Origin of the sequence: Cryobacterium sp. CG_9.6, from assembly GCF_029893365.1 — a bacterium.
Lineage (GTDB): Bacteria > Actinomycetota > Actinomycetes > Actinomycetales > Microbacteriaceae > Cryobacterium.
The window spans coordinates 2,145,413-2,158,854 of record NZ_JARXUZ010000001.1 but is presented as its reverse complement, the minus strand read 5'-3'; the positions used below and the strand labels follow the sequence as shown (position 1 = coordinate 2,158,854).

Below are 13,442 nucleotides of genomic sequence, written 5' to 3'. Positions count from 1 at the left end.
GTGAATCGCAATCTCATCAAGCTTGCCGTGCCCATCGGAGTGGTGGGCATCATCCTGCTGCTCGTGGTGCCGGTGCCGGCACCCCTGCTCGACATTCTGATCATCGTGAACATCATGCTCGGCCTCGTGACGCTGCTCACGACCATGTTCGTGAAGAAGCCCCTCGACTTCTCGGTGTTTCCCTCGCTTCTTCTCGTGGCCACCCTGTTTCGGCTGGGCCTCAACGTGGCATCCACTCGCCTTGTTCTCGGTGATGGATACGCGGGCCAGGTGATTGAAGCCTTCGGTCATGTGGCCGTGGGCGGATCGATCATTATCGGTGCGGTCATCTTTCTGATTCTCGTGGTGATCCAGTTCGTGGTGGTCACCAAGGGTGCCGAGCGGGTAGCCGAGGTGGGCGCCCGCTTCACCCTCGATGCCATGCCGGGTAAGCAGATGGCGATCGACGCCGACCTGAACGCCGGCCAGATTACCGATGCCCAGGCCCGGGACCGTCGAGCGGAGGTGTCAGCCGAAGCCGACTTCTACGGCGCCATGGATGGAGCATCGAAGTTCGTCAAGGGTGACGCGATTGCCGGAATCATCATCATCATCATCAACCTCGTTGGTGGGATCGCCATCGGCATGCTGTCCAAGGGACTGTCGATCAGCGAGGCACTGAACACCTACGCGCTGCTCACCATCGGTGATGGCCTCGTAACGCAGATTCCCGCACTGCTCATGGCGGTCTCCACCGGCATGATCGTCACCCGGTCCAATGCCGAAACCGACATCGGCTCCACGGCATCGGCTCAGCTCGGCCAGTCCCGCTACGCGCTCACCATTGCCGGCTCGGCAGCCATTCTCATGGCTCTCATTCCCGGTATGCCCGTGTTGCCGTTCATCGCGGTGGGCGGAGTACTCATCGTGATCGGGCAACGCATCAAAGCGGGGGAGGCAACTAAAAAGTTGGCAGCGGATGCCTCCGTGGCAGCCGAGAAGACCGCCCCGCGCTCGGACACCCCCGAGGACCTGATCGAGCAGATGCGCGTTCATGCCCTCGAGATCATGCTCGCCCCCGACCTCGTGGACATGGTGTCGGGAGCCTCGGACGACCTGCTCGCCCGAGTGCGCGGCCTCCGGCGCAAAATCGCCATGGACCTGGGCGTCGTGGTCCCGCCGGTACGCACCCGCGACAGCGTGGATCTCCCGGCCTCGACCTACTCCATTCGGATAGCCGGAGTGGAATATGGGCGCGGCTTGGCACCGTCGGGCAAGGTTCTGGCTCTCGGTGAGGCGCTCGACTCCCTCCCCGGTGTGGTCACCGTGGAACCTGTATTCGGTCTGGCCGGCAAGTGGGTTCCGAGCGAGCTGCGGCACAGCGCTGAGATGACCGGTGCCACCGTTATCGACCGGGTCTCCGTGCTCATTACCCACCTGTCCTCGATCATCTCCCTGAACGCGGCCCGGCTCCTTACTCGGGAAGACGTGCGGGTACTCACCGATGGTGTGAAGCAGGTGAATCCCTCGGCTGTGGACGACCTGATCCCCGGGCTGCTCTCCCTCGCCGAGGTGCAGCGCGTGCTGCAGGGACTGCTCCTGGAGGGTATTCCGATCAACGACCTGCCCCGCATTTATGAGGCACTTTCGCTGCGCGCAAAGGTGAGCAACGACCCTGAAGGACTCATCGAGGCGGCACGCCAAGCGCTCGGCCCGGCGCTGACGGTGCAGTACCTCGACGGAAACCTGCTGCGCGTCATCATGATCGAACCCACTCTGGAGCAGTCGATGCTGGAGGGTATGCGACCGTCCGAGCACGGCACCCAAATTCTGATGGACGCAGCCAAGGTGGAGACGGTACTCTCAAGCGTTCGGGCATCCGTTGCCACCGTCGAATCCCATGGGCTGAGCGCGGTTCTGGTGTGTGCCCCTGCACTGCGCCCAGCCATTCGCCGACTTGTGTCGACACAATCCGGTGGGCTTCCCGTTTTGAGCTACCAGGAAGTGACGTCAGCGAACGTGACCATCGAGACGGTTGGAGTGGTTCGTGGAACCGAGTCGCTTTCTGCTTAGGGGAGACACTCTGAAGGAGCTCCAGGACCAGGTTCGCCGCGAACACGGACCAAACGCGCGCATCATTCAGGCCGAGCGGGTTACGGTGGGCGGAATCCGCGGATTCTTCGCCCGCGAGCACTATGAGGCCACCGTGGAAGTGCTCCCGCCGCGACAGCGATCGGCGCACGGCTTTCTCGACACCCCCGCGCGCCTGGGGATTGCCGCTCTGCTGGACGATGCCGATAAGGCCGAGTTGTTCGGTAACGGCATTCTCGGTGAACCGGCCGTGTCGACGGAGTCGGTCGACTTTGCCGCCCTCATGGACGACCTCACGTTTGCCACCGCCAAAGCGCCCATTCCCATGCCGGGTCAGGACCATTCGCCTGCCCAGGTCCGGGCCCGGCCCCGCACGCAGCCAGGCGAGGCCCCCGCCTATCTCACGGGCTCGGGTGACCTGGTGATCGTCATCGGCCTGACCGATGAGGCGGTGGCAGTGGCGCGTTCCCTGGCGCGCCGAACACCCGGCGGGGAGTTTCGGGTTGGCGGAGCGCTAGCCGAGGCCGGCGTGCAACGGGTCGATGATCGTCGCGATGCCCTGGGTGCTCGGGCTCGGGGAGTGGAGCTGGACCAGGCCGTGTTCGTTGCGTTCGGCCTCAGCAAACCGGGTCTGCCGGTGGCCGTGGATCTCGCGATGCGTGCGGCAAGCCTGGCCAGCGTGGCGGCCGAACAGGTGTGGGTTGTTGTGGACGCTGGACGCAAGCCCGAGGATACGGCGCTGTGGGTGAATGCCGTCGCGGAATCCGTTCCGATCGACGGCATCCTGGCCACGGGACGATTCTCTACGGCAACTCCTGAGAGCGTCACCGAGCTGCAGCTGCCGGTGCGCTGGCTGGATCCGGCGACATCGGCGTCCCCGTCAGGGCGACGCGCTGCGACCCCTGAACGGGGTCTGGCCGACCGGTCGCGATAGGCTGATGAGATGCTGGTTCTGACACGCAAACCGGGGGAGAAGATCCTCATCGGTGACGACATCGTCATCACCGTTCTCGACGCGCGTGGAGACAGCGTACGCATTGGTATTGATGCCCCCAAGGGCGTCAAAATTCAGCGCGACGAGGTGCTGCGCGCCGTCATTGAGGCCAACCTGGCGGCCACCCAAGCGGATGCTGACGCCGAGGACCGCATTAAGCGCAACCTCGGCCTGCTGGGGTTGCGTCTGACCCCGACACCCGTGAGCCCGACGCCGACCCCGGCGTCGGCGGTGTCGGAGGAGACCGTTCCCGCGGTAACCTCTATGGAGCGCAACCCATTGAAGTAGGCCCCCGCAGCGCCTAGATTGGCGCAGCATGGACTGGTTCGCAGCAGGAGATTATGAAATCTCGCGCCAGATTCTGGAACGTGGAGTCGCTGCGTGCTTCTTGATCGCCTTTATTTCGGCCATCAACCAGTTCCCGGCTCTGCTCGGCGAACGCGGCCTACTTCCCGTGCCCCGATTCGTTGCCAGCGTGCCGTTTCGCCGCGCCCCCAGCATCTTTCACTGGCATTACACCGATTTCATGCTACTCACCGTGTGCTGGCTGGGCGTCGTGTTCTCCTCAGCCCTCATCATCGGCATTCCCCAGCAGGCACCCCTGTGGGCGTCCATGGCCGTCTTCCTTTTTCTCTGGGTGTGTTACCTGTCGATCGTGAACGTGGGACAGGTGTTTTACTCCTTCGGTTGGGAAAGCCTGCTACTTGAGGTGGGTTTTGTCGTTGCCTTCCTCGGATCGTCCAGCGTTGCACCGCCCATCACCATCATCATCTTCCTGCGCTGGGTGCTCTTCCGCGTTGAATTCGGAGCGGGATTGATCAAGATTCGCGGCGGGGTGGAGTGGCGCAACCTCACCGCGCTCGACTATCACCACGAAACCCAGCCACTGCCCAATCGCCTCAGCTGGCGAGCACACCATTTGCCGCGCTGGTTCCACCGCATGGAGGTTCTCGGTAACCACGGCGCGCAGCTCGTGATTCCGTTCTTTCTCTTCGCGCCGCAACCGATCGCATCCATTGCGGCGGCAATCATCATCTTCACTCAGCTCTGGCTCGCGCTCACCGGTAACTTTGCCTGGCTCAATTTCCTCACCATCGTGCTGGCATTCTCTGCCATCAACGATGCCACCTATGCGGCGCTTCTGGGAATCTATCCGGTGTCCACCCCGCGCGAGGCACCGGTCTGGTTCGTGTCCATCGTGCTGCTGGCAACCGTGCTGCTCGTCGTTCTCAGCTGGCCACCGCTGCGTAACCTTTTCTCCCGCGGTCAGCTGATGAATGCCAACTTCAATCCGTTCCATCTCGTGAATGCCTACGGCGCTTTCGGTACCGTCACCCGGGTGCGCTACGAGGTGATCGTGGAGGGCAACAACGACTTCGCGCCGGGTCCGCAGGCACTCTGGCTTGAGTACGGTTTTCGCGGCAAACCGGGCGATCCTCGTCGACGGCCCCGCCAAGTGGCGCCGTACCATCTGCGCCTCGACTGGCTGATGTGGTTCCTTGCTCTCGGCGCTCGGGACATCCGCTGGTTTGAAGTGTTTCTGGTGCGTTTGCTCCAAGGGGATCGCCCCACCCTGCGGCTTCTTAGCCACAACCCGTTTGCTGAGCATCCACCTCGCTGGGTGCGCGCGCGGCTCTGCACCTATCGCTACTCCACACCCGCTGAGAAGCGCGCCACCGGCGCGTGGTGGGTGCGCACAGACATAGCCGTCCTCGTGCAGCCCGTGGCGTACCAGGGACAGACGCACGCCACCTGACGCACGCCCCGCACACTAGTAGCCGCGAAGCTCCTCGATGTCTCGACGCTCCCGCTTGGTGGGACGACCGGCCCCGCGGTCGCGCATGGGCACGAGGGCAACTTCTTCCCGTGGCGGCGGGGGTGGTGTCTGGTCCACATAACAGTCAGCAGCCACCGTGGCACCCACCCTCTTCACAATGAGGCGCGACACCATGAGAATTCGATCAAAGCCATCGCTGCGCACCCGCACCTCATCGCCAATGTGCAGCGATTGAGCGGCCTTGGCCTTCTCCCCATTCACCCGCACATGGCCGGCGCGGCAGGCCGCTGTGGCCATGGAGCGGGTCTTGAAGAGACGCACCCCCCAGGCCCAGCTGTCGACGCGGGCGGTGAGTAGGGGCTCCATGACCTCAGTGTACCGGGGCTGGTATTCACGGTGCCGGTTTGCACAGTGCCGGGTGAAGCCGCCTAGGGTTAAGCAGTGAATACACCCGCTGCCACCCACGTGCACACCCTTTTAGCGTCCTATCCCGATTTTCCCCAGCCCGGGATTCTGTTTCAGGACCTCAACCCGGTTTTCGCGAACGCAGCAGCGTTCCGCTCCATCATCGACGAACTCACGGGCCAGTATCTGGGGCACTTTGATGCGGTGGCTGGAATCGAAGCACGCGGCTTTCTGCTCGCCGCTGCCGTGGGCTACGCCGCCAACGTTCCCGTGCTCGCCGTGCGCAAGGGCGGCAAGCTCCCCGGCAGCGTGCTCGCCGAGGAATATGACCTGGAGTACGGCTCCGCGCGACTTGAGCTGGAGATCGGGCAGCTGCAACCGGGCGCCCGGGTTCTCGTTGTGGACGACGTGCTTGCTACCGGTGGAACCATTGCGGCCACGGCCCGCCTGATCGAACGCGCGGGGTATTCCCTCTCCGGCGTGGGTGTTGTTCTGGAGCTCACCGACCTTGCGGGTCGGAGCCGTCTGGGTGAGTCCGCGGTGCACGCCATCATCTCCCTCTAGACGAGTGCAGACCGGCACAGACCGGCACGCACCAAATCTCCCAAGCTCAAAGGTTGCTGATTGCGACGCCTCTGGTTGAGAAGCACCTCGTGAAGGGTCCATGCTGGAGTAATGACAAGTGGAAGCGGCGATGCCTGGGTCTATGGACCCGATGGTGGAAGATTTTGGGGACGTTTTGGCGCCGCCGGTCTCCTCGTGCATCACCCGGAGCGTGGCGTTCTCCTGCAGCATCGGGCGCTGTGGAGCCACTTCGGCGATACGTGGGGGCTCCCCGGCGGTGCCCGCCACGAGGGCGAGACCGCCGTCGAGGCTGCCTTCCGTGAAGCACGTGAGGAGGCCGGCGTGCCCGCCGACCTGCTGCGCATCAGCTTCACCTCGGTGCTGGATCTCGGATTCTGGTCCTACACGACGGTGGTGGCCGAGGCGGTTGAAGCCTTTGAGCCCGTTATCAGCGATTCCGAGAGCATTGCGCTGCGCTGGGTGCTGCCTGGCGACATTGCTGACTTCCCCCTGCACCCCGCCTTTGCCAGCAGCTGGCCAGATCTACACCTGCGGATCAAGAATCCCAGTGCGGCCTAACACCAGTGCCGCCTAACACCAGTGCGGCCTAACACCAGTGTGGCCTAACACCAGTGCGGCCTAACGCCCGTGGCTCATTGGTTGGATGAGGGTGTGCCGAGTCGGTTTTTCTTGCTGATCGGAGCCTCAATTATCGCGTAACTCGTTATGCTGGTTGCGTGACGAGAGCAGAGAACGGCGAGGTCGGAACTCAGATTTTCACCGTGCCCAACGCTCTGAGTGCCGTTCGCCTCGTGCTCGTTCCTGTTTTCCTGGTGTTGCTGGCCCGGGGCGATGATGCGTTCGCGCTACTGGTGCTGGCGTTCTCGAGCCTCACCGATCTTCTGGACGGCTTCATTGCCCGGCGCTTTCACTCGGTGACCCGCCTCGGTCAGCTTCTCGACCCGGCAGCGGACCGGCTATACATCTTCGCGGCCCTGATCGGACTGGCCTGGCGCGATCTCGTTCCGTGGTGGATCGTACTGATTGTCGTGGGGCGCGACTTCTTCATGCTCGTGCTCGGCGTCGTGCTCGCCAACGCCGGATTCGGTCCGCTTCCCGTTCACCAGCTGGGCAAAATCGCCACATTCTGTCTCTTCTATGCCCTTCCCATGATCATGCTGGGGCAGGCCTTCCCCGACGTCGCCTGGTGGTCCCTGCCGGTCGGGTGGGCCTTCGGGTTGTGGGGTGTCGTGCTGTACTGGTGGGCTGGAATTATCTATGCCGGTGAAACCATTCGTGTGATTCGAATTCCACGGGGTGTTGTACCGGTTCAATCAGATACGCTGGGAACATAGGAGGTGCAACGTGGCCGATTTTGAGAATTCGAACAGGGAGCAGAACGTGCCCGTGCGCAAGGAAACACCAGAACCCGTCGGTACCGACACGACGATGAACTTTAGCCAGGAGTTCGCGGCGCAGATGGCATCGATCGATGCCAACGTGACGACCGAAGAACAAGAGGCTATTGGCGCACTGCCCTCGGGATCAGCGCTGCTGATTGTGCGTCGTGGTCCGAACGCAGGTGCGCGCTTCTTGCTGGACGCAGACCTGACAACCGTAGGACGTCATCCGAACGCCGATATTTTTCTTGATGACGTCACCGTCTCCCGTCGACACGCTCAGTTCCTGCGTCACGAGCGGTCTTTCGAAGTGAAGGACCTGGGTTCGCTCAACGGTACCTACTTTGACGGTGAACGCATCGAGACCTCACTTTTGAGCGATGGCGCAGAGGTTCAGGTGGGCAAGTTCCGCCTCACCTTCTACGCTTCGCGACTCGACCTCGCCCGCGCGGCGAGCGAATAATGGCGGCGTCCTCCGCCCAGGTGAGAACCGCGGGCGCAGCGCCGCTATTGAGTATCGGTCAGGTGTTAGCTCGGCTCACGCCGGATTTCCCCGACCTGACCCCGTCCAAGCTTCGTTTTCTCGAAGAACAGGGACTGGTGTCCCCGGCGAGAACCGAGTCCGGTTACCGCAAATTTTGCACCGCAGACCTGGACCGCTTACGCCTCATCCTCTCGATGCAGCGCGAGCACTATCTGCCGTTGAAAGTCATCCGCTCCTACCTTGACGATCTTGACGCAGGTCTCTCACCCACGCTGCCGGGCGGTGCGACGCCCGGGTTGTCAATGCTGTCCACGGCACGCCGCCTCAGCCGGGACGAACTTCTCCGGGACGCCGGGGCGTCGGCAACCCTGCTCCACGACGCGGTATCCGCATCAATTATTCTTCCCGCCGATTACTACGGGGAGAACGCTCTGAACGTGCTCCGTGCCCTCGTTGAACTTCAACGCAGCGGCATTGAGCCGAGGCACCTGCGCGGTTTTCGCGGAGCTGCCGAACGCGAGCTGGGCCTCATCGAGAGCGCACTTGTTCCACTTGCTCGCAGGAAAGACGCGTCGAGTCGAGCCAAGGCCGCCGAGATGGCCGGGGAAATCGCCGGACAGCTTGAAGTTATCCGCAGCAGTCTGATCCGATCCGCCCTAGGACGGCTAGGCTAACCTGCGTTGCGTCCGAAAAGCTACGGTGCAGATCGTTATCTCGACACGGTAAGTCGGGAGACGAATGTCAGCGGTCTCGGGTGCAAGCATCGGTAGCGTTATGACAGCGGTCAGTACGGTACCGCGACCATATTCCGGGAGGCAGTCGTATGAGTGAGCTCAAATCCGATGACGACGCTTCCCGATATTCGCAGGGGCTGCTCTTCACCGATGGTCTGCCTGAGCTCGACGAGAACTCCGGCTACCGGGGCGCGGTAGCGGCACGTGCTGCGGGCATCAGCTACCGCCAACTCGACTACTGGGCGCGAACCGAGCTGGTGGAGCCCACCGTTCGCGGTGCGGCCGGGTCGGGTACTCAGCGTCTCTACGGTTTTCGAGACATTCTTGTTCTTAAGCTCGTCAAGCGCCTTCTCGACACCGGAATTTCGCTCCAACAAATCCGCACGGCGGTCAATCAGCTCCGCGAGTCGGGGGTAAGCGATCTGGCCCAGACTACGCTGATGAGCGATGGCGCGAGCGTGTATCTGTGCACGTCCAATGACGAGGTCATCGATCTTGTCAGCCGTGGCCAGGGAGTCTTCGGCATTGCCGTGGGCAAGGTTCTGCGTGAGGTGGAAACGAGCTTGGTGGAACTGAACCGGCAGGCCATTGATCCGGCCGATGAACTCGCCGCACGCCGCACGACCCGCAAAATTTCCTAGGGAAATCCTGCCAGCCGGCTGGCCTGCCCACCGGCCGACCGGCCGACTAGCGCGGTGCGGGAGTCTCGGCGTACTCGCCAATCCGTGCGGTGCGAAGCACACGCTCCAGAAGCTGGTCAAAGTAGTGCGCCATTTCCTGGGCGCTATCTCCCGGCCAGATGTGCAGTGGTTTCGCTGCACCCTGCGCCTGCTGCAGCGAGGTACGCTCCGGCAGTTGGGGGCTGAGGACGAGCGGACCAAACATGTCGCGGAGTTCCTTGATGCGGAACTGGTGCTCCAGAGAAGCCATCCGGGCACGGTTCACAATGATTCCGAGCGGCTGCAGGCGGGGGCTGAGACCGCGCCGAATCTCTTCGATGGCGCGCAGCGCCCGGTCGGCAGCAGCGACGGAAAACAGGCCGGGTTCGGTGACCACGGCCACGCGGTCGCTGGCGGCCCAGGCGGTGCGGGTCAGCGCGTTGAGTGAGGGTGCACAGTCGATGAGCACTAGGTCGTACTCTTTCTCCACCGTGGAGAGGGCTTCCTCAAGTTTCCAGATCTCCCGAATACTCGGGTGCGGACCGTCGAAATTGATGGCGGACGGGCTGCCGATCATGACATCAATCGTGCCCTGACGTCCACGGGTCCAGCCACTCGGCGCAATTGCGGCACGAACGATCTTTTCTTTTGGAGAGGCGAGCACGTCGGCCACGTTGAGATGACCCGTGACGTCGATGTCCATCCCGGTGGACACGTCCGACTGGGGATCAAGATCGACAACCAGTGTTCGCACACCGCGGGCGAAGGCAGCAGAAGCCAGACCAAGGGTCACCGTGGTCTTTCCTACGCCTCCCTTGAGGGAACTAACGCTGAGTACATGCACAAGTAGACACGTTACCTTCAGTAGTCTGGGAGAACCTAACCGTTAGCTGTGTGCCGGTATACGTTCGAAAGGTCTGCATGTTCCAGAAGATCCTTGTTGCCAACCGCGGTGAGATCGCGATTCGTGCTTTTCGCGCGGCCGTCGAGCTCGGAGCAAAAACCGTTGCTGTGTTTCCTTTTGAGGATCGCAACTCCCTCCACCGCCTGAAAGCTGATGAGGCCTATCAGATCGGTGAGGTCGGCCACCCGGTGCGCGCCTACCTCGACGTGGCGGAAATTATTCGGGTCGCCCGAGAGTCGGGCGCCGATGCGATCTACCCCGGTTACGGCTTCCTGTCCGAGAATCCCGAGTTGGCCGAGGCCGCTCGCGCCGTCGGCATCACGTTTATCGGCCCCGGTGCCGACGTGCTGGAGATGGCCGGCAACAAGGTCACCGCCAAGGAACACGCCATTGCCGCGGGCGTTCCCGTGCTCAAGTCCACGCAGCCGTCGCAAGACGTGGAGCTGCTCATCAGCCAGGCCGATGAGATCGGGTTCCCGATCTTCGCCAAGGCAGTCGCCGGCGGTGGTGGGCGCGGAATGCGCCGTGTCGAGACCAAGTCTCAGCTGCGCGGCGCCCTCGAAGAGGCCATGCGTGAGGCGAACAGTGCCTTCGGTGACCCGACAATGTTCCTCGAAGCCGCGGTTCTGCGTCCACGTCACATCGAGGTTCAGATTCTCGCTGATGCCACGGGTGAGACCGTGCACCTCTTCGAGCGCGACTGCTCCGTGCAGCGTCGCCACCAGAAGGTCATCGAAATTGCGCCGGCCCCGAACCTGAGCGACGAAATTCGCGTCAAGCTTTACGCCGACGCCATTAAGTTCGCTCGTTCTATTGGGTACGTCAACGCGGGAACCGTGGAATTCCTGCTCGACACCGTGGGCGAACGCGCCGGCCAGCACGTGTTCATTGAGATGAACCCACGCATTCAGGTGGAGCACACCGTCACCGAAGAGGTCACCGACATTGACCTGGTTCAGTCCCAGATCCGCATTGCGGCGGGGGAGACCCTCGAAGAACTTGGCCTCACCCAGGACAAGATCAAGCTTCGCGGCGCCGCGCTGCAGTGCCGCATCACCACCGAAGACCCCACGGCCGGTTTCCGACCCGACACGGGAAAGATCACCACCTATCGCTCGCCCGGTGGCGCCGGCATCCGCCTGGATGGTGGAACGATCAACCCCGGCACCCAGATCAGCCCGCACTTCGACTCAATGCTCGCCAAGCTCACCTGCCGTGGCCGCGATTACGCCAGTGCGGTGATGCGTTCCAAGCGTGCCCTCGCCGAATTCCGTATTCGCGGAGTGTCGACGAACATCTCGTTCCTGCAGGCCGTGCTCGACGATGCCGATTTCGCGGCGGGCGACGTGAGCACCTCCTTCATTGATGAGCGACCGGAGCTGCTGCGTATTGCAGCCTCGAAGGACCGTGGAACGAAGATCGTCAACTGGCTCGCCGACGTCACGGTGAACCAGCCGAACGGAGCGGCGACCACCACCGTCAGCCCGGCAGCAAAACTTCCCGCCCTCGACCTGAGCGTGGCAGCCCCGAGCGGATCGCGTCAGCAGCTTCAGCTGCTGGGCCCCACCAAGTTCGCCGCCGCCCTGCGCGCCCAGACAGCTCTGGCCGTCACGGACACGACGTTCCGAGACGCCCACCAGTCCCTCCTGGCCACGCGAGTGCGCACCAAGGATTTGGTGGCTGTGGCGCCCTACGTGGCACGGCTCACCCCGCAGCTTTTGTCGGTGGAAGCCTGGGGAGGAGCCACCTATGACGTTGCTCTCCGTTTTCTCGGTGAAGACCCGTGGGAGCGCCTTGCCGCGCTCCGCGAGGCCCTCCCCAACATCAACATTCAGATGCTCCTGCGCGGTCGCAACACGGTGGGCTACACCCCGTACCCCACCGAGGTGACGGATGCCTTCGTGCGCGAAGCCGCAGATACCGGCGTTGACATCTTCCGCATCTTTGATGCGCTTAACGACGTGTCGCAGATGCGCCCGGCCATCGACGCCGTTCTTGCCACGGGAACCTCCATTGCCGAAGTGGCCGTGTGCTACACCGGTGACCTGCTGAACCCGGCGGAGGACCTCTACACCCTCGATTACTACCTGCGCCTCGCCGACCAGATTGTGGAGTCGGGCGCTCACGTGCTCGCCATCAAGGACATGGCCGGACTGTTGCGTCCGAGCGCCGCTGAAAAGCTTGTCGCGGCCTTCCGGGAGCGTTTTGACCTTCCGGTTCACGTGCACACTCACGACACGCCTGGTGGCCAGCTGGCGACGCTTCTCGCCGCCGCTCGCGCCGGGGCAGACGCCGTGGACGTGGCCAGCGCACCGATGGCCGGCACGACCAGCCAGCCGTCGGCATCCTCACTCGTTGCGGCCCTTGCCCACACTGAGCGTGACACGGGGATTTCCCTCACGAGCGTCACCGACCTCGAACCGTACTGGGAGGCCGTGCGCAACGTGTACCGGCCCTTCGAGTCCGGACTGTCGGCGCCCACCGGCCGCGTATACACGCACGAGATCCCCGGTGGCCAGCTGTCGAACCTGCGCACGCAGGCCGTCGCGCTGGGGCTCTCCGACCACTTCGAACTGATCGAGGACATGTATGCCGCGGCAAACAAGATCCTCGGGCGTGTTCCCAAGGTCACGCCGTCGTCCAAGGTTGTCGGTGACCTCGCGCTGTACCTCGCCGCGGTGAAGGCCGATCCGGCCGATTTTGAAGCCAACCCCGACAAGTACGATGTTCCCGACTCCGTCGTGGGCTTCATGGCCGGTGAACTGGGCGACCTGCCCGGTGGCTGGCCAGAACCCTTCCGCACCAAGGTGCTTGCCGGCCGCACGATTCGTGTGGGCGTCACTGAGATCTCCGAGGCGGAGCGCACCGCGCTGAACATGGAGAGCACCACCCGTCGCACCATGCTCAACCAGTTGCTCTTCCCGGCACCGACCCGCCAGTTCGAGCAGATCCGCGAGCTTTTCGGGGATCTCTCGGTGATCGACACGGTCGACTACCTCTATGGCCTGCAGCAGGGTCAGGAGCACGCCGTGGACATCGCTCAGGGTGTGCGCCTCTATGTGGGCCTGGAAGCCATTGGTGAAGCCGATGACAAGGGCATGCGCACCGTCATGATCATGCTCAATGGTCAGCTGCGCCCGGTGTTCGTGCGCGACCGCAGCATCACGGTCGAAGCACGTGTTGCAGAGAAAGCGGATGCCAACCAGCCCGGCCAGATTGCGGCACCGTTCTCCGGTGTGGTCACCCTGAAGGTGGAGGAGGGTGCCGAGGTCACGGCCGGCCAAGCGGTGGCGAGCATCGAGGCCATGAAGATGGAGGCGGCGATCACGTCCCCGATCGCCGGGTACATCGAGCGTGTCGCCATTCCGGCAACCCAGCAGGTTGATGCCGGCGATCTGCTCGTCGTGGTTCGTCCGCGCTAGGCTCCAACCCGCTGATCAAGGAAGACACG

The 13,442-nt window shown here is 63.1% G+C and carries 13 protein-coding genes; 11 read left to right on the top strand and 2 right to left on the bottom strand.

Annotation, left to right across the window (positions count from 1 at the left end; genetic code table 11):
• Genes H4V99_RS09915 through H4V99_RS09900 form a run of 4 tightly spaced genes read left to right on the top strand, consistent with a single transcriptional unit; the run spans position 1 to position 4,820 of the window.
• Positions 1-2,052 (top strand): flagellar biosynthesis protein FlhA, encoded by a 2,052-nt coding sequence (locus tag H4V99_RS09915; protein ID WP_280677846.1) that lies wholly within the window; start codon positions 1-3, stop codon positions 2,050-2,052.
• A complete protein-coding gene (locus tag H4V99_RS09910; protein WP_280677845.1) occupies positions 2,027-3,004 on the top strand; it encodes a hypothetical protein in 978 nt (325 codons plus the stop codon). Before H4V99_RS09915 ends, H4V99_RS09910 begins: the two co-directional genes overlap by 26 nt.
• A gap of 9 nt (positions 3,005-3,013) precedes the next feature.
• On the top strand, positions 3,014-3,352 hold the full coding sequence (gene csrA, locus H4V99_RS09905) for a carbon storage regulator CsrA (protein WP_280677844.1): 339 nt from the start codon (positions 3,014-3,016) through the stop codon (positions 3,350-3,352).
• Positions 3,353-3,380: 28 nt separating this feature from the next.
• Entirely contained in the window at positions 3,381-4,820 is a 1,440-nt protein-coding gene (locus H4V99_RS09900; RefSeq protein WP_280677843.1) for a lipase maturation factor family protein, read from the top strand.
• Positions 4,821-4,835: 15 nt separating this feature from the next.
• On the opposite strand, the gene H4V99_RS09895 is transcribed toward H4V99_RS09900, so the two are convergent.
• Positions 4,836-5,207, bottom strand: a complete 372-nt coding sequence (locus tag H4V99_RS09895; protein ID WP_280677842.1) for an RNA-binding S4 domain-containing protein — start codon at positions 5,205-5,207, stop codon at positions 4,836-4,838.
• A 75-nt stretch (positions 5,208-5,282) separates the two neighbouring features.
• Here H4V99_RS09895 and H4V99_RS09890 point away from each other — a divergent pair, with 75 nt between their 5' ends.
• The 6 genes from H4V99_RS09890 (at position 5,283) to H4V99_RS09865 (ending at position 9,069) form a co-directional block, all read left to right on the top strand.
• Positions 5,283-5,810 (top strand): adenine phosphoribosyltransferase, encoded by a 528-nt coding sequence (locus H4V99_RS09890; protein WP_280677840.1) that lies wholly within the window; start codon positions 5,283-5,285, stop codon positions 5,808-5,810.
• 111 nt (positions 5,811-5,921) lie between these two features.
• Entirely contained in the window at positions 5,922-6,389 is a 468-nt protein-coding gene (locus tag H4V99_RS09885; protein ID WP_280677838.1) for an NUDIX hydrolase, read from the top strand.
• Positions 6,390-6,547: 158 nt separating this feature from the next.
• Positions 6,548-7,165, top strand: coding sequence for a CDP-alcohol phosphatidyltransferase family protein (locus tag H4V99_RS09880; protein WP_280677836.1), 618 nt, complete (start codon positions 6,548-6,550; stop codon positions 7,163-7,165).
• Positions 7,166-7,259: 94 nt separating this feature from the next.
• Positions 7,260-7,673 (top strand): FHA domain-containing protein, encoded by a 414-nt coding sequence (locus tag H4V99_RS09875; protein ID WP_280680057.1) that lies wholly within the window; start codon positions 7,260-7,262, stop codon positions 7,671-7,673.
• Positions 7,673-8,368 carry a MerR family transcriptional regulator gene (locus H4V99_RS09870; RefSeq protein WP_280677835.1) on the top strand — a complete coding sequence of 232 codons (696 nt, stop codon included), beginning with the start codon at positions 7,673-7,675 and terminating at the stop codon, positions 8,366-8,368. The genes H4V99_RS09875 and H4V99_RS09870 overlap by 1 nt, the downstream gene beginning before the upstream one ends.
• Before the next feature lie 149 nt (positions 8,369-8,517).
• Positions 8,518-9,069: a MerR family transcriptional regulator gene (locus H4V99_RS09865; RefSeq protein WP_280677833.1), complete on the top strand. Its 552-nt coding sequence runs from the start codon at positions 8,518-8,520 to the stop codon at positions 9,067-9,069.
• Between the two features lie 46 nt (positions 9,070-9,115).
• On the opposite strand, the gene H4V99_RS09860 is transcribed toward H4V99_RS09865, so the two are convergent.
• Positions 9,116-9,931 (bottom strand): ParA family protein, encoded by an 816-nt coding sequence (locus H4V99_RS09860; protein WP_280677831.1) that lies wholly within the window; start codon positions 9,929-9,931, stop codon positions 9,116-9,118.
• Positions 9,932-10,008: 77 nt separating this feature from the next.
• On the opposite strand from H4V99_RS09860, the gene H4V99_RS09855 reads away from it, so the two are divergent.
• Entirely contained in the window at positions 10,009-13,413 is a 3,405-nt protein-coding gene (locus H4V99_RS09855) for a pyruvate carboxylase (protein WP_280677829.1), read from the top strand.
• The last annotated feature ends 29 nt before the right edge of the window (positions 13,414-13,442 follow it).